The sequence below is a fragment of the Amycolatopsis umgeniensis genome (assembly GCF_014205155.1).
Taxonomy (GTDB): Bacteria; Actinomycetota; Actinomycetes; order Mycobacteriales; family Pseudonocardiaceae; genus Amycolatopsis; species Amycolatopsis umgeniensis.
Map to the genome: position 1 here is coordinate 910,583 of NZ_JACHMX010000001.1, position 20,281 is coordinate 930,863.

A 20,281-nucleotide genomic window follows, 5' to 3' on the forward strand; every position below is an offset into this window, starting at 1 on the left:
GGCGGGGCCGCGAACACGGCCCCGCCGGTGATTTCCCTCCCCGCCCTGCCGGCGAGACTCAGTGGGTTCAGAAGGTGACAGTGAACCCGTCGATCGAACCTGTGTCGAAGCGATAGACGTCCTGCGCGCTCAGCTTCCAGGTGCCGTTCGCCGACTCGCCGGAGGCGTCGACCGTGAAGGTCTGGTGCACGCCGTCGGCCGAGCCGACACCGCCGGAACCCTTGAGCCGGTAGGCCTTGCCGCTCGGCCCGATCAGGTCGAGGACGAGGTCGGCGCTGTAGGTGTGCGAAACGTCCACCTTGACCGGCAAGGACGACGAAGCCTTGCCGTCACAGCCTTCCTGGGTCACCGAACTGGTCACCGCGGCTCCGGCGTCCGGAATGGACACCGGCGTGGTGTTCGACTTGGCGCCGCATTTCGGGCCGGGGCCGCCGGTGCCGATGGACGAGACGTTGAGCAGTTTGTTCGGCGAACCGCTGCCCGCGTTCTTGATGACGCCCGCGGTCGCGCCGTTCACCAGCGCGTCCCGGACCTGTTGCGGCGTCGCGCCCGGGTTGGCCGACAGGTAGAGCGCGGCCGCGCCGACGACGTGCGGCGTCGCCATCGAGGTCCCGCTCATGCCGGCCGAGCCACCGTTGGTGGGGCTCAGCGACGTGATGTTCGTGCCGGGCGCGAAGATGTCGGTGCAGCTTCCGTAGTTGGAGAACGACGACCGGTTGTCGGCGGAGTCCGAGGCGTTGACGGTGATCGCCTCCGGCACCCGGGCCGGGCTGGTGTTGCAGGCGTCGGTGGAGGCGTTGCCCGCCGCGACTCCGTACACGACGCCCGAGGCGATCGACCGCTTGAGCGCGTCGTCACCGACGCCGGGCGCGTCCATGGTCAGGCTCATGTTCGCCACCGCGGGCTTCTGGGCGTTCGCCGTCACCCAGTCGACGGCGTCGATGATGCCCGAGTCCGGGCCGGTGTTGTCGCAGCCCAAGACCTTCAGCCCGACGATCTTGACCTTCTTCGCGACGCCGTAGGTCTTGCTGGCGATCGTGCCCGCCGTGTGACTGCCGTGCCCGTTGCAGTCCTTGCCGTCGCCACCCATGAAGTCCTTGCCGAGGCTGGCGCGGCCTTCGTATTCCGGGTTCGACGGGTTGATACCGCTGTCGAGGTCGTAGGCGGTGACGCCCGTGCCCTCGTTGGGATAGGTGTAGGCCTTGTCGAGCGGAAGGTTCTTCTGGTCGACCCGGTCCAGGCCCCACGTCGGATTCTGCTGGGTGCCCGTGCCGCGAGCGGTGCCGTCTTCGTAGACGGCCTTGACCGACGGGTCCGCGGCCAGCTTCCGCGCTTCGGCCGGGGTCATGCTCTTGGCCGAGAAGCCGCGGACGGTCGCGGCCCAGACCGAGCGGACCTCGCCGCCGTACCGCTTCGCCAGATCGACAGACGCTGCCTGCCCGGCAGCGGCGACGTCGTGGAGGACGACGATGTACTGGTCGCCGTAGTGTTCCTTGGCGGGGATCACCACGCCTTCGGCCTCGGCGGCGACGGCCGTTCCGGCACCGAGCGCGAGAAGCGGGGTCAACAGGCCTAGTGCCAACAGGGTTTTCGTCTTGTCACGCATGGCTGGTCACCTCTGTTTCGGCGAAGATCACTGGACGGTGAGGGTGTACGTGGTGGTCGCGGTCTTGCCGCCGCTGTCCTTGGCGGTCACCGTGACCGGGTACGTCCCCGGTTTGAACGGCGCGAAGACCTGCATGGTCGAACTGCCGCCGCTCGACACGCTCTGCGGTGAGAACATCGGGTTGATCGGCAGCCCGGAACCACTGGCGGACAGCGTGATCGAACCGCTGCCACCGGTCGCGGTGACGGTGGCGCTCACCAGCGAACCCGCGCGCCCGGACCCGGACGACGGGTTCACGGTCACCTTCAGATCGCCGACGGGAGGTTCGCCCGCCCCGACGGTGAGGGTGAGCCCGGCGGTCGCCGTCTCGGTGGTGCCCTTACCCGAAATCGTGACCTGGTAAGCCTTTTCCGGGGTTCCGGACGCGGTCTCGATGGTCAGTTTCGCCACCTCGCCCGCCTTGATCGTGGCAGGCTGGAACGTGGCCTTGGCGCCCTCGGGAAGTCCCGACGCCGAGAGCGTGATGTTCTCGGCCCCGTTCTTACCCGGCTTGCTCGTGACACTCGCCGACACGTACTTCCCCGGCAGCACCTTCACCGACGACGGCGACGCGGCCAGCGTGAAGGCGTCACCCGGCTGCTCGCCGCCGATCTGCTCGGCGACCCAGTCCCCCATCTCGTTGTTGAGCCTGCTGTAGACGCTGTACCAGCGGAAATCGCTGCGGCTCCAGGAGGTGACCCCGACGACCTTCCCGTTGACGACGAACGGGCCACCGCTGTCACCGGGCAGGACGGTCTTGCGGCCGTCGGAGTACCCGGCGCAGATCATCGTCTTCGGGTCGACGCCGTTCTCCACGCCGGTGCACTGGCTCGCGTTGACGATCGGCAGGGTCAGCTTGTGCAGCGTGACGTCCTGGGTCGAGTCGTTGATGTCCTTCTTGCCGTAGCCGAGGCTGAACCCGTCCTTGCCGGGCGTCTCCAGACCGGTGTCGGCGGAGGTGGCGACCTTCGCGTACCCGCCGGGCGGCACCGGGATGTCACCGTCGACGGTGATCACCGCGACGTCGTATCCGTTCCAGGGCTGGGTGAACCTGGGATGCAGCTTGTAGTCGACGGCCTTCAGCTGAGCGCCGCCGGCGCCCTTGAGGTCGTCCAGTCCATAAAGGACGCTCTTCTCGCCGGCCAGTTCCTTGCAGTGGGCCGCGACCATGACCTTCCGCGGCGCGATGACCGAGCCGGAGCAGCTCTGCCCCTTCGGCCGCGAACCGCCTTCCCGCAGGGCGGCGATCACGTACGGGTAGTCCTTGACCGACGCGGGCGAGCCGCCGATGCTCTGGCCGTGGACGCCGCCCGTCGGCAGGGGCGCGGCGTCGGTCGGGGCGATGGCGCGTGGGGTGCCGTCCGGTGCCGCACCGGCGATACCCGCCGCCGGCGCCAGCGCGGCCATGGTCAGGGCGACCACGCCGAAGATCCGTTTTCTGCTCACGGTGATTCCTTTCAGGGAAATCGCGACTGCCCGACAACTGTCGATCGGCGGCGGAAACGGAACAATAGTGGAGTTCGGCGATCATTCCCCCATTTAAAGAAACCGGCTCCCACCTGCGGTTTCTCCGCGACGTACCCAGCGAATCGCCGAATAAGGGCACTTAAGGAATGGGTCAGGCGGTTTTGGAACCCTCGCCGGACGCGTCGCGGAGCAGGTCGTCCGTCAGGACGGTGCGCGAAGGCAGCCCCAGTTTGCGCAGCGCGCGCCCGACGTGGATCTCGACCGTCCGCGGCGACAGGAACAGCCGCTCGCCGATCTCCCGGTTGGTGAGGTTCCGGGCGGCGAGCCGGGCGACCTCGAGTTCCCTCGGCGACAGCGTTTCGCCGTACCCTTTGCGGCCGCGCCGGGGCATCTCCGGATCACAGCGGCGCAGTGACCGGCGGCAGCGGAGCGCGTCCACGGCGGCGCCGAGGCTCGCGTACGCCGTCTCCGCGGTGGTGAAAGAGGCGACGGCACGCTCCCGTTCACCGGCTTCCAAGAAGCATCCGGCCCCGAGTTCGTCGGCGTAGGCGGCGAAATACGGCAAAGGCAGCGCGTGATAGGCCCGCGCGGCGCCGAGCAGCAGATCGCCCGCGGCGAGCGTCTCGCCGCGGGCTTGGGTGAGCATGCCCCGGCACAGCAGCGCCGCCGCGTTGGCGACCGGTGTGTCCTTGCCGTCGATGCCCTGCCGGTATTCCGCGAGCAGTTCTCGCGCCTCGACATGCTGCCCCAGCCCGAGCATGGTGCGCACGGCGAACGGCATCAGTTCGGCCGCCCAGACCCAGTTGTTCTTGCGCCGCACGGTCTCCAGGCCGTACTCGGCCAGACGCCGGGCGGCCTGCAGATCCTTGCCCGCCTGGTGGACCGCGACGCGGCCCGCGTAGGCCGACGCCTGCACCGGGACACTGCCCGCGGAAAGCGCGAACGCCGCGTCGAAACTGCGCAGTGCCGCCGTCGGCCGGTGTTGCCCGTACTCGTACCAGCCGAGCACGAGCAGCGGCTCGGCGGCGAGCGAACTGTCCTTGTCGACCCGCGTCAGCATCGCCCGCGCCTTCTCGGCGACGCTCGACCACTCCCCCATCGCGAGATCCAGCCGGAGTTCGGTGCCGTCGGCGAGTGCGTCGAGATAGGGCTGGTGGTCGTCGCGGATCAGCCGCCGCGCTGTCGTGAGATAGGCCCGCGCGACCGGATAGTGCCCGTTCCACGCCACCGCGTCGGCGAGGTTGATGTAGGTCCGGGCCACCTGGCGGCAGACCTCGGCCGATTCCGGCGCCCGCGGCAGGGCCGCGATGTCCTCCCAGGCCTCCGGATCGGCGATCTGCATCCGCGCCGAAAGCCGGTTGGCCGCGATCGCGGCGAGCAGCCCGGCGTCGTGTTCCCCCTTGCTCACCTGTTCGGCTTCGTCGAGCCAGCGGAAGTTCTCCTCGACCGGCACCGTCCCGATATGCGGCAGCGCCAACGTGACCAGCCCCCTGGCGAGCAGCGCCTGCCGCCTGCCGAGGTCGGCCGCGCCCAGTTCGATCTCGAGCCTGCCCGCTTCGACCTTGCCGACCTGGTTGATCAGCACCTGACCGAGATGGACCCGGATCTCGCCCCGCGCGGCCTTGCTCAGCGGCCATTCGCGCAGGATCTCCCGCAGCAGCCGGACAGTGCCGGCGTGGGCGATACTGCGCGGCAGCTCCCTGCCGAGCCGGACGGCGAACGACTCGCGTGCCGTCCTCGGCAGGTCGGCGTCCCGCAAAGCCGCTTCGAGCAGACGGCTCGCTTCCTCGGTCCGGCCGTCTTCGATGGCGTTGTCGACGGCGACACCGGTCCACTGTGTCCACGCGACGAGATCGCCCGCCAGCCGCGCGTGCCGGGCGATGAGCGACGCGAACGGTTCCGTGCCGGAGGCGAGCCGGGCGGCCGCGCGACCGTGCATCGCGCACCGCTGCGGGCCGGGGAGCAACGCGTAGACGGCTTCGGCGATCAGCGGGCTCCCCGAGACGTATCGGCCTCGTCCGAGATCCCGCAGCAGTCCCGCTTCCACGGCTTCGGTGACCGCGCCCGGGATCTCTCCGGACGAGGATGCCGCCACCGCGCCCAGATCCGCTTCCCCGGCGGACGATCCCAGCACCGCGGCCGCGCGGACGACGTCCCGCGCGGCCGGGCCGATCGCCGCCATCAGCCCGTCGATCCGGCCGCGCACGACCGGTGGCGCGGCCGCCGACGCCAGTCTGTCCGCCGAAAGCGACTCGGCCGTGTCACCGACGCTCTGCACCAGCGCGGTCAGGTCGACGGCGATCCCGGACGTCCGCCGGTGCGCCGCTTCGGCGAAATCCGGCGCACAGCGGCCGAAGGTCGCGTCCAGCAGCGTCCGCACCTGGACGGAGGTGAACGCGGGAAGCGAGAGATACGCGGCGGTCTCGCGCATCGGCGGGAATCGCCGCGGTCCGTACGTCACCGAGCTGAGCACCACGCTCAGCCGCGGCGCGGGGGACGCCGCGAGCCCGCGCAGGAACTCCCACGTGTCGTCGTCGGCGCAGTGGACGTCGTCGAGCATCAGGACCGCCGGACCGCAGCCGGTCAGGACTTCGCGCACGGCGCGGAATTCCTGCTGCCGGACGGTCTCGGCGTCCGCGTTCTCCGGGAACGGCGGCAGCCACGGCGACCATTCGGGGATCAGCCGCCGCAGGACGCCGGTCACCGGGGAGAAATCCGCCGCGTGGGCGGCGGCCACCTCACTCTTCCCGAGCAGCGCGTCGACCAAGGGCGCCAGGCGGCACGGCCGCGCGAACGAACCACAGCGGGCGGACCAGACCACGCGCGACGCGATCCCGGGGTGGGCGGCCAGTTCTGCGAGCAGACGGCTCCGGCCCACACCCGGTTCGCCCTCGACGACGGCGACCGACGGCGGGCTCGAGGTGACGCGCACCAGTTCGGCCAGTTCGGCGTCGCGGGCCACGAACACCGGTGCCGCACCGATCGTCGGCATGCTCGGACCATACCGATAGGACACCCGCCGAAAGGCGGGAACACGAACAGTGACCGAGCGCCGCACGCTTTCCGCTGGTCCACACCACCGGAGTCACCGAGTTAACTCGATCGGGCGACGCCGACCTGCGCGGAGCGAATCCCCGCATCGGCAATACGGACCCTTAGGTATTGCCGTGCACCTTGCCACGGATACCCCCGGAGGGTGAATCTCAGTCTGTTCGCAGTGCCCTTCTGTTACATCGCCACAGCGCAAGTCCCCTGCCCGCGCCGGTCGGCCACCCATTCGGGTAGCCGAAATCCCCACCTGTCCCCTCCGGGTAGCCACCCGCGCGTGCTTCGCGTTCGACCATCCAGTTAGGAGTGTTCCGACGGTGAAGACCTCATTCAGGCGCGGGCTGGCCACGGCCTGCGCCGGTGTCGCCGCGATGGTCGCCCTCCAGGCGCCCGCCTCCGCGGCGCCCGTGATCACGGCGGCCACCACGATCCCGATCAAGATGCAGGCGCAGGAGAAGAGCAACTGGTGCTGGGACGCCAGCGGCAACACCATCGCCGCCTGGTGGGGGCACAGCATCTCCCAGACGAAGTTCTGCCAGGTCGCGCACAACGAGTCCGGTTCGGACTGTGCGAACAACCAGGGCTACCTGAGCGATCAGCAGCGCGTGTTCCGCTGGCTCGGGTTCAGCAACGTCGGCACCTACAGCTCGTCGGGCCAGACGCTGAGCTTCGCCTCGATCAAGGGGCAGGTCGACGCACGGCAGCCGATCGGCACCCGGATCGGCTGGCGCAACGGTGGCGGCCACATGCACGTGCTCTACGGCTACGACAACACCAATGGCGCGACGACGGTCTACTACGGCGACCCGTGGGGTTCGAGCCCCCGCTACAACCAGATGAGCTACAACGCCTATCGGTCCAACAACTCGTTCACCTGGACCCACACCGTCTACGGGATCAAGGACTGAAACCATGAAGCGAACCTTCCTCGGCGCCACGATCCTCGCCCTCGGACTGTCACTGGCGCTCGGCGGCCAGGCGTCCGCGGCCGACGCCCCCAGCGGCGCGCCCACCGCCGCCGACCTCGCCGCGGTGTCCACAGTGGTCACCAGCGACGCGACCACCCAGCGGCTCGCCAAGGCGGTGTTCCCCGGCGCCGCCAAGGCCGACACGGCCCTCGCGGCCAGGACCGCCAAGGCCGATCCGCGGACGCCGGTGGCGGTCTACCAGCCGACCGCGGGCTTCATCGCCGGAACGTCGGCCGTCCCCGCCGAACTCGCCTACGTCGCCACCCCAGCCACCCTGGGCAACGGCGACGCGGCGACGGTCTGGTCACAGCGCGAAGGGTCGGGCTGGTCGGTCTACAACGTCGCTTCGGGCGACGTCGAGAAGCGCCTCGCGGCGCGGACCGGCAAGGGCTACCTCCTGAGCGAACCGCAGGCCGGTGCCTGGTACGCCGTCGACGGGGACAAGGTGACCGTCCTCGACGGCTCGTCGGTGGCGAAGACCGGCGAGACGATGACTCTCGCCGCCTACCGTGAGGCCCTGCAGAGCCGCTACGGCGACAAGCTGCCCGGCTCGACCTACGACCGTACCGGCGCGGCCGGCGGTTACGGTGCCTCCCCGGTCGGCGACGACTCGGTGCCGTGGTGGCCGTACGCGCTCGGCGCGGTCTTCCTCGCCGCGGCGGGCGCGGCCGTCACGCTCCGGCTCCGGCGGCAGTAAGCACCAAGGACTGAAGGGCGCTTTCCCCGCGTGTCATGCGGGGAAAGCGCCCTTCAGCTACGCGAAGGTGTAGTCCTCGATCGGAAAACTCCCCGCCTCCTTGATCGCGTTCAAGGTGGAGGACGGCCGGAGCAACGTCGCCTCCCCGTGCGGGTTGAAGTAGTAGCTGTTCGCCGGAGCGCAGTTCCCGAGCGTGAAGATCGAGTCGCCGAGGCGTTCGGTCATCCGGTCGAGGAAAGCGTCGTTGGCCTGCTGCGTGACCTCGAACTCGGTCGCGCCGCGCCGCCGCATCGCGCCGAAAAGCCGGTCCATATGCCGCATCTGCGTCTCGATGGTGGTGAAGTAGGACAGTCCGGAGTAGGAATACGGGCTGTTGAGCGAGATGAAGTTGGGGAACTTGGGGATCGCGACGCCCTCGTAGGCCTGGAACCGGTTCTCCCGCCACCACTTCCCGAGGTCACGGCCGCCGCGGCCGATGATCTCGACCGCCGGGAAGTTCGCCTCCCACAGGTCGAAGCCGGTCGCCAGCACCAGGACGTCGATGTCCCTCCGCCCGCCGTCGGCGGTCTCGATGCCGGTCTCGTCGATCTTCGCGATGGACTTCGTCTCCAGGTGCACGTGGTCCTTGGTGAAGGACGGGTAGTACTCGTTGGAGAACGTCGGGCGCTTGCAGCCGAACGAATAGCGCGGCGTCAGTTCCGCGCGCAGTCCCGGATCCCGCACCTGACGGCGGAGATGCGCCTGGCACCACAGCTTGCCGAGCCGGTTCGCGATCGGCAGCTGCTTGTAGTGCAGGACACCGGAGACCATCATCAGTTCCAGCAGGGCCGTCCCGGTCAGCCGGGCGACGCGCTGGGTGAGCGGGACAGCCGCGAAAGCGCGCCGGACCGCCTTGGGCACCGGGAAGTCCAGTTTGGGGCTCACCCAGATCGGGGTCCGCTGGTACACGCTGAGTTCCCGTGCGACCTTCGCGATCTCGGGGATCAGCTGGACGGCTGTCGCGCCGGTGCCGATCACCGCCACGCGTTTGCCCGCGAGGTCGTAGCCGTCGTCCCAGGCGGTGGTGTGGATGACCTTGCCGCCGAAGGTCTCGATCCCGGCGATGTCGGGTTTCTTGGGCTGGGAAAGGAATCCGGTCGCGGTGAGGAGGTACTTGGCGGTGACCGGCTCGGCGTCGGCGCGCGAGACCGTCCAGTGCGCGTTCGCCTCGTCCCAGACCGCGCCGGTGACAACAGTGCCGAAGCGCATGTAGCGCCGCAGCCGGTACTTGTCCGCGACGTGTTCGGCGTACCGCTTGAGTTCCGCGCCCGGCGCGAAAAGGCGCGACCAGTGCGGGTTCGGCTCGAACGAGTACGAGTAGGTGGCGGAAGGGATGTCGACGGCCAGCCCCGGGTAGCGGTTCACGTGCCAGGTGCCGCCGAGGTCGGACTCGCGTTCGAGGATGAGCAGATTGTCGTAGCCGAGCCGGTTGAGCTGGATCGCCGCGCCCATCCCGCCGAAACCGGCCCCGACGACGACGGCGTCGTACTGCGCGTTCATGCGTTTTCCTCCCGGTGGGTGTCCTGGTGGAGGCGGGCGCGGTAGCCGTCCCGCTCCGGTGAATCGGGGCGCAGGGCCCGGTCGTCCCGCATCAGGCGGCGGAAGGCGTTGAGCGCCGGTTCCGGTGTGATGGCGGCGAGGGACGCGAGCGCGCCGACGTAGCCGGGCACGGCGATCTCCGCGGCCCTGGTGCGGACGGAATCCACGACGGCGTCGGCGATCCGGCCCGGTTTCACCTTCGGGATCGGCCGCATGTCGAGCCCCGACGCGAGCGCCGTGTCGACAGCCGAAGGCAGCACGGCGGAGACGCTCACCCCGTGCGGCGCGTACTCCAGCCGGGTCGCCGCTGTCAGCCCGACGACGGCGAACTTGCTGGCGTTGTAGATCGCCAGTCCCTTGACGGGGAATTTCCCGGCCAGCGAAGCGACGTTGACGACATGTCCCCTGCCTCGCTCCAGCATTCCGGGCAGGGCCAGCCGCATACCGTGGACGACGCCGAAGACGTTGACCTCCATGGTCGCCCGGTTCAGCGCGTCGGAGAGATCGAGGAAACCGCCGTTCGGCATGATCCCGGCGTTGTTGACGAGTACCGCGAGCGGCCCGTTCGCCTGTTCGGCGTCCCGGAGGAAGGCGGCGAAGGAGACCTGGTCGGCGACGTCGAGAAGGTGCGCCGTCCCGCCGATGTCGGCGGCGGTGCGTTTCGCGGCTTCGAGGTCGAGGTCGCCGATGGACACGCGCGCGCCGAGAGCGGCCATCCGTTCCGCGGTCGCGCGGCCGATGCCCTGCCCCGCGCCGGTGATCGCCACATGCGCCCCATCGAGGTCGAGGTCCGGATACTTGCTCATGCGCGCACTCCCTCTCGTGCGAAGGCGTCGGCGACCAGGCCTGGCGCCGTCCTCGACGCCGTGGCGAGCACGTGCTCCCGGCGCCGTCCGTCCATGAAGTTGGCGCCCATGGCGGCGAGATCGGCCGGTCCTGGTTCGATCCGGACCACTCGGACTCCCGCCGCGCGCAGCCTCCGCGCCTCGTCGTCGACGCGTCTGGTCATCGCTGTCCGCAGCAGGCGTTCCAGCCGGGCCGGACCGCGGGCCGGAGCACCGCCTTCACTGCTCATCGGCGCGATCAGCACGACCTCGCCGACGTCATGCCCCAGCAGGAGATCGGCCGAGGTCGGCGAAACCGTCCCGCCGTCGAGCAGCGGTCGTCCGTCCACAACGGACGGTGGGAACCAGCCAGGGATCGCCCAGGACGCGGCGATCGCCTCGCCGAGCCGGGCGGGTGGCGCGTCTTCGGCGCCGAGAGCGACCCGCCCGCCCGCCGGATCCGTGGCCACCAGCCAGGTCGCGGGATGCGGCACCCAGCCGCCGGGCGCCAGCGCGTCCCCGAGTTCGCGGAGCCAACCGGCGTCTCCCCTGCCCAGGGGCAGGAGCCCCGCGAGACCGGCGAGCGTGTCGACGTCCCGCTGCAGCGCGGCCCGGACCAGCTTGGCCGCGGGCCACCGCGGGAACGGTACCGGCGGGAACCGGTTCGGCACCCGGCTGACGTGGGCGGCCACCACGGGATCGCCGTCCGGCGCCCCGGCCAGCGCGCCGAGGATCGCCTTCGCCGGGATGCCCGCCCCGAGCATGGCCACCGCCTCGGCACCGGCCGAGGTCCCGATCAGGACGTCCGCCTCGCGCGGGTCCCAGCCTGTCCGGGTGTGCAGCGCTTCGAGGACCGCCGCGGTCCAGGCGAAGCCCGAGGTCCCGCCGCAGCCGAGCACCAGCGCTCTTGCGGAATGACGTGTCATTTCCGGAACGGTATGTCATTTGAACGTCCGGGGCAATAAGCTGGCGGGATGACGACGGAGACCCCGGTCAGCAGGGCCGCACGGAAGAAGCAGGAACTACGGCGCGAGATCGTGGAGACCGCGTTCGACTGTTTCGCCGAACGCGGCTACCACGCGACCGGTATCGCCGACATCGCCGCGCGGCTCGGCATCGGGCACGGCACCTTCTACCGGTACTTCCAGAACAAACGGGACATCGTCGACCACGTGATCACGGATCTGGTCGAGAAGGTGGTCGCCTCGCTGGCGGCGGACAACGCCCCGGACGCGGTCAGCAGCCTGGGCGAATACCGCAAACAGAGCGCGAGGATCGGCGACGCGCTCGCGCAGATCTTCGGGAGTGACCCGCGGATGGCCCGGTTCCTCCTGCTCGAGGCCGCGGGTATCGACGCCGAGATGCGGGAGCGGGTGCTGGACTTCTACGAGACCGCCGCGGACCTGACCGCGGGCTACCTCCACCACGGCGTCCACCTGGGCTATCTGCACGAGGACCTGGACGTCGACGCCACCGCGCGGGCGATCAACGGGATGATCCTCGCGTCGGTTCTCTCCGGGCTGCGCGACCCGTCCCCGGAGGGGCAGGCGGCGATGAGCCGGGCCGTCCGACGGGTCATGTACGACGGGATCGCGACACGTCGGTGAGAACCAGCCGGCCGGTCCGGCGACGACACACCAGTGCGCGGGGGCTCGGCGGTACTGGTGGGCCTGCTTCATCAAAACAGGCCCGGGGAGCGAAGGGCTACCAGCGAAAACGCAGACTTTCACCGACGAAAACGAACGTCAGTTCTTCCGCAGGGTCTGGCTGGGCGACTCACCGAAGGCCGCGCGGTACTGCGCGCTGAACCGGCTGCCGTCCAGGAAACCCCATTTCGCCGCGAGACCGGTGACCGTCGCGCCTGCTCCGGGTTCGGCGTCGCGGAGTTCCGCCCGCGCCCGATCCAGCCGGACCCGGCGCAGATAGGCCATGGGGGTGGTGTCCAGATGCCGCCGGAACGCCAGCTGCAGGGCACGCACCGAGACCCGGCACGCGCGGGCGATGTCGGCGACGCCGAGGTCGAGATCGGGATTCGACTCCAGGAAAGCGATCCCGCGGCGCACCGTGTCCGGCATGGCGTCGCCGCGATCCTCGGGCCGGGGGTCGCCGGCACCCGCGGTGAAGGTCTCCAGCGCCATGGCGGCCATCAGCCGTCCCGCCGCGCCGAGTACCAGCGGATTGTGCTCCACGTCCGGTTCGGAGAACAGCCCGTTGACGTACTCGACCGTCCTTCGCCATCGCCGCGCCTTCACCTGACCCACCGGCTCGTAGCACAGCCGATCGATCGCCCCGCCGTCCTGCGCCGGATCGATCCCGGAAAACAGCGACAGGTCGATACTGGTGATCTGCAGACGCGTGCCGTGCATCCCCGTCCGGTAGCCCTGGCCGGGATGTGCGGCGACGAACACGTCACCGGTGGCCAGCCTGCGGTCCCCGGTGGCGTCCTCGACCTGTACTTCCCCGCCCAGCACCCGTAACAGCACCAACCTGCCCAGTGGCTGGATGACGACCTCCGTGGTCAGCGTGTTGTGCAGGAGGTCGAACTGCACATCTCCCACGTCACAGCGTTTGTGCTCGAAACGGTAGTTCGCGACAGCGCCTCGCACCCGCAACCGATTGTCGCGGTAGGCCTCGGCGATCAAGGCACGCGCCTGTTCCGGATCGGTGGTCGCGAACTCCGTCACTGTCGGTTCGTGCACCGGCTACGCCTCTTTTCCGTTCACCGTAACGAAAAATCCGCTACCGGAACGTTACCGCCAACCGGCGGGCACTACCAGGTCCGAGTCGGCGTCATCAAGCTGGTCGGTATGGCTCACCCGCGCTGTCGAGGATCGCCCTGGCGCGCAGTTCGACCGGCCGGTCCACCATCCGTCCGTCCACCACGGCCACCGAGCCGTCGCCCGACGGCGCGACCACCTCCCTCGCCCAGGCGATTTCGCTCTCCGACGGGGCGAGTCCGCGATTCGCGACGGCCACCTGACGGGGATGCACGCACAGTTTTCCGGTGAAACCCAAGGTCTTGGCGTGATCGAGATCCGCGATGAGCGCGGCCTCGTCGTCGAGTGCCGTGGTGACACCGTCGATCGGAGCCGCCTTTCCCGCGGCCGCGGCGGCGACGACGAGCGCGGATCGCGCGTACCGCAACGCCTCGTGCGACCGATCGTCCACACCGAGCTGCGCGGCCAGGTCGACGCTGCCGAAAGCGGGCCGTACCACCGCGTCCGCGCCGCAGATCGCCACCGCGCCGACGATCCCCGCCGCCGTCTCCACCAGCGGGAGAATCGGCATACCGGGCAGCCGTCCGGCGAGGGCGTCGATCTCGGCGGGATCTTCGGCCTTGGGCAGCATCACCGCGAGAGCGCGGCCGACACTCGCGACATCCTCTTGGTACCAAGGGGTTCCCGCGGCGTTGAGCCGGACGACGGCCCGGTGGCCTTCCTCCAGCCACGCCCGGACGTGCTCGCGCGCGGTCTCTTTCCGATCGGGCCCGACGGCGTCTTCCAGATCGAGGATCACGACGCCGGCACCGCCGGCCGCGGCCTTGGCGAACCGGTCCGGCCGGTGACCAGGGACGAAGAGGAACGTTTTCGCTGAGGCGAGGGGATCGCTCATCGGACGAGGCTCCGTACCGTTCCGGTCGCGGTCCGCCGTCCGTGGCGATCACGCACGGCGGTGACGGTCCCGTCCGCTCCGGCTTCGGCCCGGACGACCATGCCCTGGTGGTCGAACAACGGCGAGACGAGGCGATAGTCGAAGGCCAGCTCCCCACCGCTCCCCCGCCGCCGCGCGGCCTCGGCCATCGCGAGCGCCTGCAACGGCCCGTGGGTGAGCAGCCCCGGATAGCCCTCGACATCCCGGACGTAGTCGCGGTCGTAGTGGATGCGGTGGGCGTTGTAGGTCAACGCCGAGAAGCGGAACAGCAGCGTCGGCGAGACGTCGATCGCCCATTCCCCCTCGGCCACCGGCACCTCCGGCTCCTCGGTGGCCGGCTCGGCGGGCCTGGAAGCGGCGTCGCGATAGACGAGATCCTGCTCCTCGTCGACCACGACCCGGCCGTCCTGGACGATCTCGTGTCGGGTCACGACGAAGGTCAGCCGCCCGGTGCGACCTTGTTTCTCCTGTACGGAAAGCACTTCCGTACGCCGGGTCGCGGGCAGTCCGCATAGGAGCGGCCCGAGCGTCCTCACCCGTCCGCCCGCCCACATCCGGCGGCGTCCCGGCTCGGGCGGCGCGGGGATCGTGGCGCGGACCGGATGTCCGTCCGGCCCCAGATCGGCCTGCGCGGGCCGGTCCAGCAGATAGAACCAATGCCACAGCAACGGCAGGCCGTCGCGCTCCAGGTCCGGCATCTCGACGTCGAGCAGTGAGCTCAGCGCCTCCGCCGGGCCGGGCTGCAGAACCTCTTTCACCCTCGAACCTCCTCGCCCGGACCGAATTCGGCCCGGATCGCCTCGTTGTGCGCGCCCAGCGCCGGAACCGGCCCCATCACCGGTTCCCGGCCCGCCACCTCGACAGGCGGGAGCAACGCCTCCAGCGCACCGGCCGGGGTGTCCACCTTGCGCCAGCGATTCCGCGCGGTCAGTTGCGGATGCCGGGTGAACTGCTCGGGCGTCCGCAACCGGGCGTTGGCGATCCCGGCGCGCTCCAGCAGCTCGCCGACCTCGTCGGCGGTCGAACCTTGGAAGGTCCCTTCGAGGATCGCGGTGAGTTCGTCGTCGTTGCGGACGCGATCGTCGTTGGTCCGGAAGCGCGGATCGTCGACGAGTTCTTCGCGCCCCAGGACGTCCTGGCAGAGCACGACCCACTCCCGTTCACTTTGGACACTCAGGAAGACCCTGTCATCACCGGTTTCGTACGGCCCGTACGGCGAGATCGACGGATGGGACGCCGCCGTACGCCTCGGTGGCTCCTGACCGTACCGGGAGAAATAGGCGGGCTGGCTCATCCATTCGCCGAGCGAGTCGATCATCGCGACGTGCAGGCTCGCGCCCTCTCCGGTGCGCTCGCGATCGTAAAGCGCGGTGAGGATGCCGGTGTAGGCGTACATCCCGGTGGCGATGTCGGCGATCGAGATCCCCGCCTTGGCCGGGGTCTCCGGGGTGCCGGTGGACATCACGAGCCCGGTTTCGCACTGCACCAGCAGGTCGTAGGCCTTCTTCGTCCGATATGGACCTTCGGGACCGTAGCCCGAGATCGAACAGTGGATCAGCTCCGGCCGCTCGGCGCGCAGCGTGGCGGCGTCGAGACCGAGCCGTTCCACCGCACCGGGGACGAGGTTCTGGACGAACACGTCCGCCCGGCCGATCATCGCGCCGAGCAGGGCCCGGTCGGCCGGATCCTTGATGTCGAGTTCGACGCTTTCCTTGCCCCGGTTGAGCCAGACGAAGTAGCTCGACTGCCCGTGCACGGTCCGGTCGTAGTCGCGGGCGAAGTCGCCGACGCCGCGACGTTCGATCTTGATGACCCGCGCGCCGAGGTCGGCGAGCTGGCGCGAGGCGAACGGCGCGGCGACGGCCTGCTCCAGCGCGACGACGGTGATTCCCTCGAGTGGGTGGCGCATACTGCCTTCCTTGGTGCGTCAGGACGGGATGCGGTGCCGTTCGATCAGCTGGCGCGCGATCACGCCGCGCTGGATCTCGTTGGTGCCTTCACCGACGATCATCAGTGGCGCGTCGCGGAAGTACCGCTCGACGTCGAACTCGGTCGAGTAGCCGTAGCCGCCGTGGATGCGGACAGCGTCGAGCGCGATCTCCATCGCGGCCTCGGAAGCGAACAGTTTCGCCATCCCCGCCTCCAGATCCGCGCGCTCTCCCGAGTCGTGGCGCCGCGCCGCGTGGTGCACCAGCTGGCGTGCGGCTTCGAGCTTGGTCGCCATGTCCGCAAGATAGTTGCCGATCGACTGGTGCTGCCAGATCGGCTTGCCGAAACTCTCGCGTTCCTGGGCGTAGCGCAGGGAATCCTCCAACGCGGCGCGGCCGACGCCGAGCGCCCGGCAGGCGACCTGGATCCGGCCGATCTCCAGGCCGCGCATCATCTGGGCGAAGCCGCGTCCTTCCTCGCCGCCGAGCAGCGCCGTGACCGGGGCGCGGAAGTCGTCGAAAGAGAGTTCGCAGCTCTCGACGCCCTTGTACCCGAGCTTGGGCAGATCCCGCGAGACCTGGAAGCCGGGGCCTTTCTCGACGAGCAGGACGGAGATCCCCTGGTGCGCCGGTTCCGCGGCCGGGTCGGTCTTGCACAGCAGCGCGACCAGCTGCGACCGGCGCGCGTTGGTGATCCAGGTCTTGCTGCCGTTGACGAGGTACTCGTCACCGACGCGGCGCGCCGTGGTGCGGAGGGCCTGCAGGTCCGAGCCGCCGCCGGGTTCGGTGAGGGCCATCGTCGCGCGGATCTCGCCTGTCGCCATCTTCGGCAGGTAGGCGTCCTTCTGCTCCTGTGTGCCGTACGTGGCGAGGAGTTTCGCGACCACGGTGTGACCGCCCATCGCGCCGGCGAGGCTCATCCAGCCGCGCGCGAGTTCCTCGGTCACCAGCGCGTAGCACTGGGCGGAGACCAGCGTCTCGCCCCAGGGCTCGGGTACGGCCAGCCCGAAGACGCCCATCGCCTTCATCTGGTCGATGAGCTTTTCGGGATACGTGTCCGTGTGGTCGAGCTCTCGTGCGACGGGCCGGACTTCGCGATCCACGAACTCCGCCACCAGCTCGACGATCGCAGCCTCTTCTTCGGTCATGTTGTTATCATGAGCGATGATGACAAGGTAAGTGAAATACCGAATCGTGATTGCCGCATACCGGACCGCGATGACAGGGGACGACGGTGGACCTCAAGCAGCTCAAGGCGTTGGTGACGATCGCCGAGGTCGGCAGCGTGACCCGCGCGGCCGAACTGCTGCACCTGGTCCAACCCGCGGTCACGCGGCAGATCCGCACCCTGGAGCAGGAACTGGGCGTCCCGTTGTTCGAGCGGACCCGCCACGGGATGCGCCCGACCGAGGCGGGCGCGACGCTCGTCGAACGCGCTCGGCGCGCGCTCACGGAACTCGACAGGGCCAGGGCCGAGCTGGCTCCGACGCCCGGTGTGGTCACCGGGATCGTCACGGTCGGCCTGCTGGAGAGCGCCGCCGAACGGCTCGCCGCGCCCTTGACGACGGCCGTGCTGCGCGACCATCCAGGTATCGAATTGCGGCTGCTCACCGCGTACTCGGGGCATCTCCAGCGATGGATCGACGACGGCGACGTCGACCTGAGCCTGCTCTACAACCTGACCAGCACGCCGTCGCTCAACGTCCGCCCGCTGGTCCGCGAACGGCTCTGGGCGGTCGCTCCCCCGTCTGCCGGGCTGGACCCCACGAGGCCCGTGCCTTTCGCGGAGGTGGCCGCGCATCCCCTCGTCATGCCGTCCGAAGGGCACGCGCTGCGCACCCTCATCGACGGCGCGGCCCGCGAGGCGGGCGCCGAAGCGGAGGTCACCGTGCAGACCAACTCCATGACGCTGCAGAAACGCCTCGTGCTCGGCGGGCACGGCTGGACGATCCTGCCCGGCATCGGTATCGCCGCGGACGTCGCCGACGGCACCCTGAGCGCGGCCCCGGTCGGCGAACCGGAGGTCTGGCGCACGGTCGTTCTCGGGATGCCCAGGACCGGCCGTGTCACACCCGCCGTGGACGCCGTCGCGCGGGCACTGGTCCAGCAGATCCACCAGACCGTGAAGGAGGGCGAATGGCCCTCGGCCCGGCTCTGGGACGACCGAACAGGAGAAGGATGACCACGCTCCCCCGCACCGGCCACGCCGTCGCGCCGGACGGCACCCGGCTGGCCTACCACTGGCACGGGACGGGCAGGCCGCTCGTGTTGCTGGCCGGGCAGGCGAACGACCACACGTGGTGGGACCGCACGCGCGGGGATTTCCCGAGCACGATCACCATGGACTATCGCGGGACCGGAGCCAGCGACGCACCCGATATCGCTTACTCGACCCAGGGTTTCGCGGACGACGTGATCGCGGTCCTCGACGGACTCGGCGTCGAAGAGGCCGACGTCTACGGCACCTCGATGGGCGGCCGCGTCGCACAGTGGGTCGCCGCGCGGTATCCCGGCCGGGTCCGGCGGCTCGTCCTCGGCTGCACCTCACCGGGTGGCACGCACGGTGTCGAGCGGTCGAACGACGTGCGGCTCGCCCTCGCCCGGCGCTCCTCGGCCGAAGCGCGGGAGACGTTGGAGAACCTGATGTACACACCCGCTTGGCGGGCCGCGCATCCCGGCCCGTACCGGGTGCTGGGCGCTCACGGCATGCCGCCGCACGCGGTCCGCGGGCATCTCGTCGCGAGCAACACCCACGACGCCTGGGACGTGCTTCCGGAGATCAAGGCGCCGACCTTGGTCCTCCACGGCGACGACGACCTGCTCGCGCCGCCGGCGAACGCGCCCCTGCTGACCGAGCGGATTCCCGACGCGCGCATGCATCTCTTCGCCGGAGCGCGGCACGCCTACTTCGACGAATGCCGCCCGGAAGCGAGTGATCTGGTCGGCGACTTCCTGGGTTAGACCATGCCTGCCGGGTATGTGCCCATCGCGGATTTCTATTTCTCAACCGCGGGGATCACAGCTCATGATGGTCGGCATTCCCGGAGCGAAGGAGCTTCCCTTGCCGCACAAGCAACCCGGCGTCGTCGCGAACGTGATCCGAGGCTGCCTCGGAAACCTGGTCGAGTGGTACGACTGGTTCGTCTACGCCTCGTTCAGTATTTATTTCGCGGCCAGTTTCTTCCCCGAGGGAAATCTGACGGCCCAACTGCTCTCCACGGCCGTCGTGTTCGCTGTCGGCTTCCTGATGCGTCCGCTCGGCGGCTGGCTTCTGGGCCTGTACGCGGACAAGTTCGGCCGCCGGGCGGCGCTGACCCTGTCGGTAACGCTGATGAGCTTCGGCTCGCTGGCCATCGCCGTCACACCCGGCTACGCGTCGATCGGCATCCTCGCGCCCGTGATCCTCGTGGTCGCCAGGCTCGCGCAAGGCCTCTCTGTCGGCGGTGAGTTCGGTTCGAGCGCGACCTACCTGTCCGAAATCGCCACTTCGCGGCGACGTGGGTTCTACTCGAGCTTCCAGTACGTCTCGATCACCGTCGGCCAGCTCGCGGCCCTGCTGGTGATGATCGTGATGCAGTCGCTGCTGACCGAAGCGCAGATGTACGCGTGGGGCTGGCGGATCCCGTTCGCGCTCGGCGCGATCGCCGGGCTCGTCGTGATGTACCTCCGCCGCAGCATGATGGAGTCGGAACACTTCCAGCTCTCTCGTGCGTCTGGTTCGAGCCCCCGCGGCGGGCTCCGGATCCTGCTTCGCTCGCACTTCCGCCAGGTCCTCGCGGTGCTCGGTCTCGCGATCGGCGGCACGGTGGCGTTCTACACCTTCACCAGCTACCTGCAGAAGTACATGGTGAACACCGCGGGCATCCCCAAACCGACCGCCTCGCTCATCGGTTTCGCGGCCCTGTTCCTGTTCGTCTTCATGCAGCCCGTCGCCGGCGCCCTCTCCGACCGCTGGGGCCGCCGCCCGGTCATGTTCGGCTTCTCCATCGGCGGCATGCTCCTGACCGTCCCGATCATGACCCTCGTCGGCAAGACGTCAGATCCGTGGATGGCATTTCTGCTCATGATCACGGCACTGATCTTCCTCAGCGGCTACACGGCTTTGTCGGCGATCATCAAGGCGGAAATGTTCCCCACCAACGTCCGCGCCCTCGGCGTCGGACTTCCGCACGCCCTGGCGACCGCGATCTTCGGCGGGCTGTCGGAGCCGATCGCTCTGGCGTTGAAGCAGGCCGGACACGAGAGCGTGTTCTTTTGGTGGGTCACCGGATGTATCGCGCTGACGTTCGTGGCGACTCTGGTGGTGCGGGAACCTTCGCGTGGTTCCTCTCTGGAGGTTTCAGCTTTGCCAGCCCGGGATTCTCTTGTCAGGTGAGGTTTTGCCGGATTTTGGCGACGGCGGGTTACAGGTGGGTGCCGATGAGGGACGGTTTCCGCGACGGACCGTGGCCGGATCTCGGCAACAGCCGAGAGCG

At 69.4% G+C, this 20,281-nt stretch carries 17 protein-coding genes; 6 read left to right on the plus strand and 11 right to left on the minus strand.

The window, feature by feature from the left end:
* Positions 1-67: 67 nt before the first annotated feature.
* The 3 genes from HDA45_RS03925 to HDA45_RS03935 all read right to left on the minus strand — a co-directional run bounded on the left by HDA45_RS03925 (position 68) and on the right by HDA45_RS03935 (position 6,104).
* The gene (locus HDA45_RS03925) at positions 68-1,606 is read right to left on the minus strand and encodes a S8 family serine peptidase (RefSeq protein ID WP_184891929.1); all 1,539 of its coding nucleotides are present in this window, start codon (positions 1,604-1,606) and stop codon (positions 68-70) included.
* A 27-nt stretch (positions 1,607-1,633) separates the two neighbouring features.
* Positions 1,634-3,091, minus strand: a complete 1,458-nt coding sequence (locus HDA45_RS03930; protein ID WP_184891930.1) for a trypsin-like serine protease — start codon at positions 3,089-3,091, stop codon at positions 1,634-1,636.
* A gap of 172 nt (positions 3,092-3,263) precedes the next feature.
* Complete coding sequence (locus HDA45_RS03935) at positions 3,264-6,104, minus strand: helix-turn-helix transcriptional regulator (protein WP_184891931.1); 2,841 nt, start codon at positions 6,102-6,104, stop codon at positions 3,264-3,266.
* 373 nt (positions 6,105-6,477) lie between these two features.
* Here HDA45_RS03935 and HDA45_RS03940 point away from each other — a divergent pair, with 373 nt between their 5' ends.
* Together HDA45_RS03940 and HDA45_RS03945 are read left to right on the plus strand one after the other, a co-directional pair.
* Positions 6,478-7,068, plus strand: coding sequence for a papain-like cysteine protease family protein (locus HDA45_RS03940; protein ID WP_184891932.1), 591 nt, complete (start codon positions 6,478-6,480; stop codon positions 7,066-7,068).
* A gap of 4 nt (positions 7,069-7,072) precedes the next feature.
* Positions 7,073-7,825, plus strand: coding sequence for a hypothetical protein (locus HDA45_RS03945; RefSeq protein ID WP_184891933.1), 753 nt, complete (start codon positions 7,073-7,075; stop codon positions 7,823-7,825).
* A 57-nt stretch (positions 7,826-7,882) separates the two neighbouring features.
* Here the strand turns inward: HDA45_RS03945 and HDA45_RS03950 are convergent, their stop codons facing one another.
* The 3 genes from HDA45_RS03950 to HDA45_RS03960 are packed head-to-tail and all read right to left on the minus strand — an operon-like array spanning position 7,883 to position 11,153.
* A complete protein-coding gene (locus tag HDA45_RS03950) occupies positions 7,883-9,364 on the minus strand; it encodes a flavin-containing monooxygenase (protein WP_184891934.1) in 1,482 nt (493 codons plus the stop codon).
* A complete protein-coding gene (locus tag HDA45_RS03955; RefSeq protein ID WP_184891935.1) occupies positions 9,361-10,209 on the minus strand; it encodes an SDR family oxidoreductase in 849 nt (282 codons plus the stop codon). Before HDA45_RS03955 ends, HDA45_RS03950 begins: the two co-directional genes overlap by 4 nt.
* Positions 10,206-11,153, minus strand: a complete 948-nt coding sequence (locus HDA45_RS03960) for a patatin-like phospholipase family protein (protein ID WP_221471009.1) — start codon at positions 11,151-11,153, stop codon at positions 10,206-10,208. The genes HDA45_RS03955 and HDA45_RS03960 overlap by 4 nt, the downstream gene beginning before the upstream one ends.
* Positions 11,154-11,201: 48 nt before the next feature.
* Between HDA45_RS03960 and HDA45_RS03965 the strand changes: the two genes are divergently transcribed.
* Positions 11,202-11,834: a TetR/AcrR family transcriptional regulator gene (locus tag HDA45_RS03965; protein WP_184891936.1), complete on the plus strand. Its 633-nt coding sequence runs from the start codon at positions 11,202-11,204 to the stop codon at positions 11,832-11,834.
* A gap of 138 nt (positions 11,835-11,972) precedes the next feature.
* Here HDA45_RS03965 and HDA45_RS03970 read toward each other — a convergent pair whose 3' ends face one another.
* The 5 genes from HDA45_RS03970 to HDA45_RS03990 form a co-directional block, all read right to left on the minus strand.
* Positions 11,973-12,926, minus strand: coding sequence for a helix-turn-helix domain-containing protein (locus tag HDA45_RS03970; protein ID WP_184891937.1), 954 nt, complete (start codon positions 12,924-12,926; stop codon positions 11,973-11,975).
* Positions 12,927-13,020: 94 nt separating this feature from the next.
* The gene (locus HDA45_RS03975) at positions 13,021-13,839 is read right to left on the minus strand and encodes an HpcH/HpaI aldolase/citrate lyase family protein (protein ID WP_184891938.1); all 819 of its coding nucleotides are present in this window, start codon (positions 13,837-13,839) and stop codon (positions 13,021-13,023) included.
* Positions 13,836-14,636: an FAS1-like dehydratase domain-containing protein gene (locus HDA45_RS03980; RefSeq protein WP_184891939.1), complete on the minus strand. Its 801-nt coding sequence runs from the start codon at positions 14,634-14,636 to the stop codon at positions 13,836-13,838. Before HDA45_RS03980 ends, HDA45_RS03975 begins: the two co-directional genes overlap by 4 nt.
* A complete protein-coding gene (locus HDA45_RS03985; RefSeq protein WP_184891940.1) occupies positions 14,633-15,787 on the minus strand; it encodes a CaiB/BaiF CoA transferase family protein in 1,155 nt (384 codons plus the stop codon). Before HDA45_RS03985 ends, HDA45_RS03980 begins: the two co-directional genes overlap by 4 nt.
* An 18-nt stretch (positions 15,788-15,805) precedes the next feature.
* Positions 15,806-16,954, minus strand: a complete 1,149-nt coding sequence (locus HDA45_RS03990; RefSeq protein ID WP_184891941.1) for an acyl-CoA dehydrogenase family protein — start codon at positions 16,952-16,954, stop codon at positions 15,806-15,808.
* An 86-nt stretch (positions 16,955-17,040) separates the two neighbouring features.
* On the opposite strand from HDA45_RS03990, the gene HDA45_RS03995 reads away from it, so the two are divergent.
* The 3 genes from HDA45_RS03995 (at position 17,041) to HDA45_RS04005 (ending at position 20,181) form a co-directional block, all read left to right on the plus strand.
* Positions 17,041-17,988 (plus strand): LysR substrate-binding domain-containing protein, encoded by a 948-nt coding sequence (locus HDA45_RS03995; RefSeq protein WP_184891942.1) that lies wholly within the window; start codon positions 17,041-17,043, stop codon positions 17,986-17,988.
* On the plus strand, positions 17,985-18,767 hold the full coding sequence (locus HDA45_RS04000) for an alpha/beta fold hydrolase (protein WP_184891943.1): 783 nt from the start codon (positions 17,985-17,987) through the stop codon (positions 18,765-18,767). The genes HDA45_RS03995 and HDA45_RS04000 overlap by 4 nt, the downstream gene beginning before the upstream one ends.
* Before the next feature lie 64 nt (positions 18,768-18,831).
* A complete protein-coding gene (locus tag HDA45_RS04005) occupies positions 18,832-20,181 on the plus strand; it encodes an MFS transporter (RefSeq protein ID WP_184891944.1) in 1,350 nt (449 codons plus the stop codon).
* The last annotated feature ends 100 nt before the right edge of the window (positions 20,182-20,281 follow it).

What these genes read in the sequence shown, in the direction of transcription:
- HDA45_RS03975 (WP_184891938.1), bottom strand. Translation starts at nt 13,839, where the DNA reads ATGAGCGATCCCCTCGCCTCAGCGAAAACGTTCCTCTTCGTCCCTGGT.
- HDA45_RS03950 (WP_184891934.1), bottom strand. Translation starts at nt 9,364, where the DNA reads ATGAACGCGCAGTACGACGCCGTCGTCGTCGGGGCCGGTTTCGGCGGG.
- HDA45_RS03945 (WP_184891933.1), top strand. Translation starts at nt 7,073, where the DNA reads ATGAAGCGAACCTTCCTCGGCGCCACGATCCTCGCCCTCGGACTGTCA.
- HDA45_RS04005 (WP_184891944.1), top strand. Translation starts at nt 18,832, where the DNA reads ATGATGGTCGGCATTCCCGGAGCGAAGGAGCTTCCCTTGCCGCACAAG.
- HDA45_RS03935 (WP_184891931.1), bottom strand. Translation starts at nt 6,104, where the DNA reads ATGCCGACGATCGGTGCGGCACCGGTGTTCGTGGCCCGCGACGCCGAA.
- HDA45_RS03965 (WP_184891936.1), top strand. Translation starts at nt 11,202, where the DNA reads ATGACGACGGAGACCCCGGTCAGCAGGGCCGCACGGAAGAAGCAGGAA.
- HDA45_RS03985 (WP_184891940.1), bottom strand. Translation starts at nt 15,787, where the DNA reads ATGCGCCACCCACTCGAGGGAATCACCGTCGTCGCGCTGGAGCAGGCC.
- HDA45_RS03955 (WP_184891935.1), bottom strand. Translation starts at nt 10,209, where the DNA reads ATGAGCAAGTATCCGGACCTCGACCTCGATGGGGCGCATGTGGCGATC.
- HDA45_RS03990 (WP_184891941.1), bottom strand. Translation starts at nt 16,954, where the DNA reads ATGACCGAAGAAGAGGCTGCGATCGTCGAGCTGGTGGCGGAGTTCGTG.
- HDA45_RS03960 (WP_221471009.1), bottom strand. Translation starts at nt 11,153, where the DNA reads ATGACACGTCATTCCGCAAGAGCGCTGGTGCTCGGCTGCGGCGGGACC.
- HDA45_RS04000 (WP_184891943.1), top strand. Translation starts at nt 17,985, where the DNA reads ATGACCACGCTCCCCCGCACCGGCCACGCCGTCGCGCCGGACGGCACC.
- HDA45_RS03925 (WP_184891929.1), bottom strand. Translation starts at nt 1,606, where the DNA reads ATGCGTGACAAGACGAAAACCCTGTTGGCACTAGGCCTGTTGACCCCG.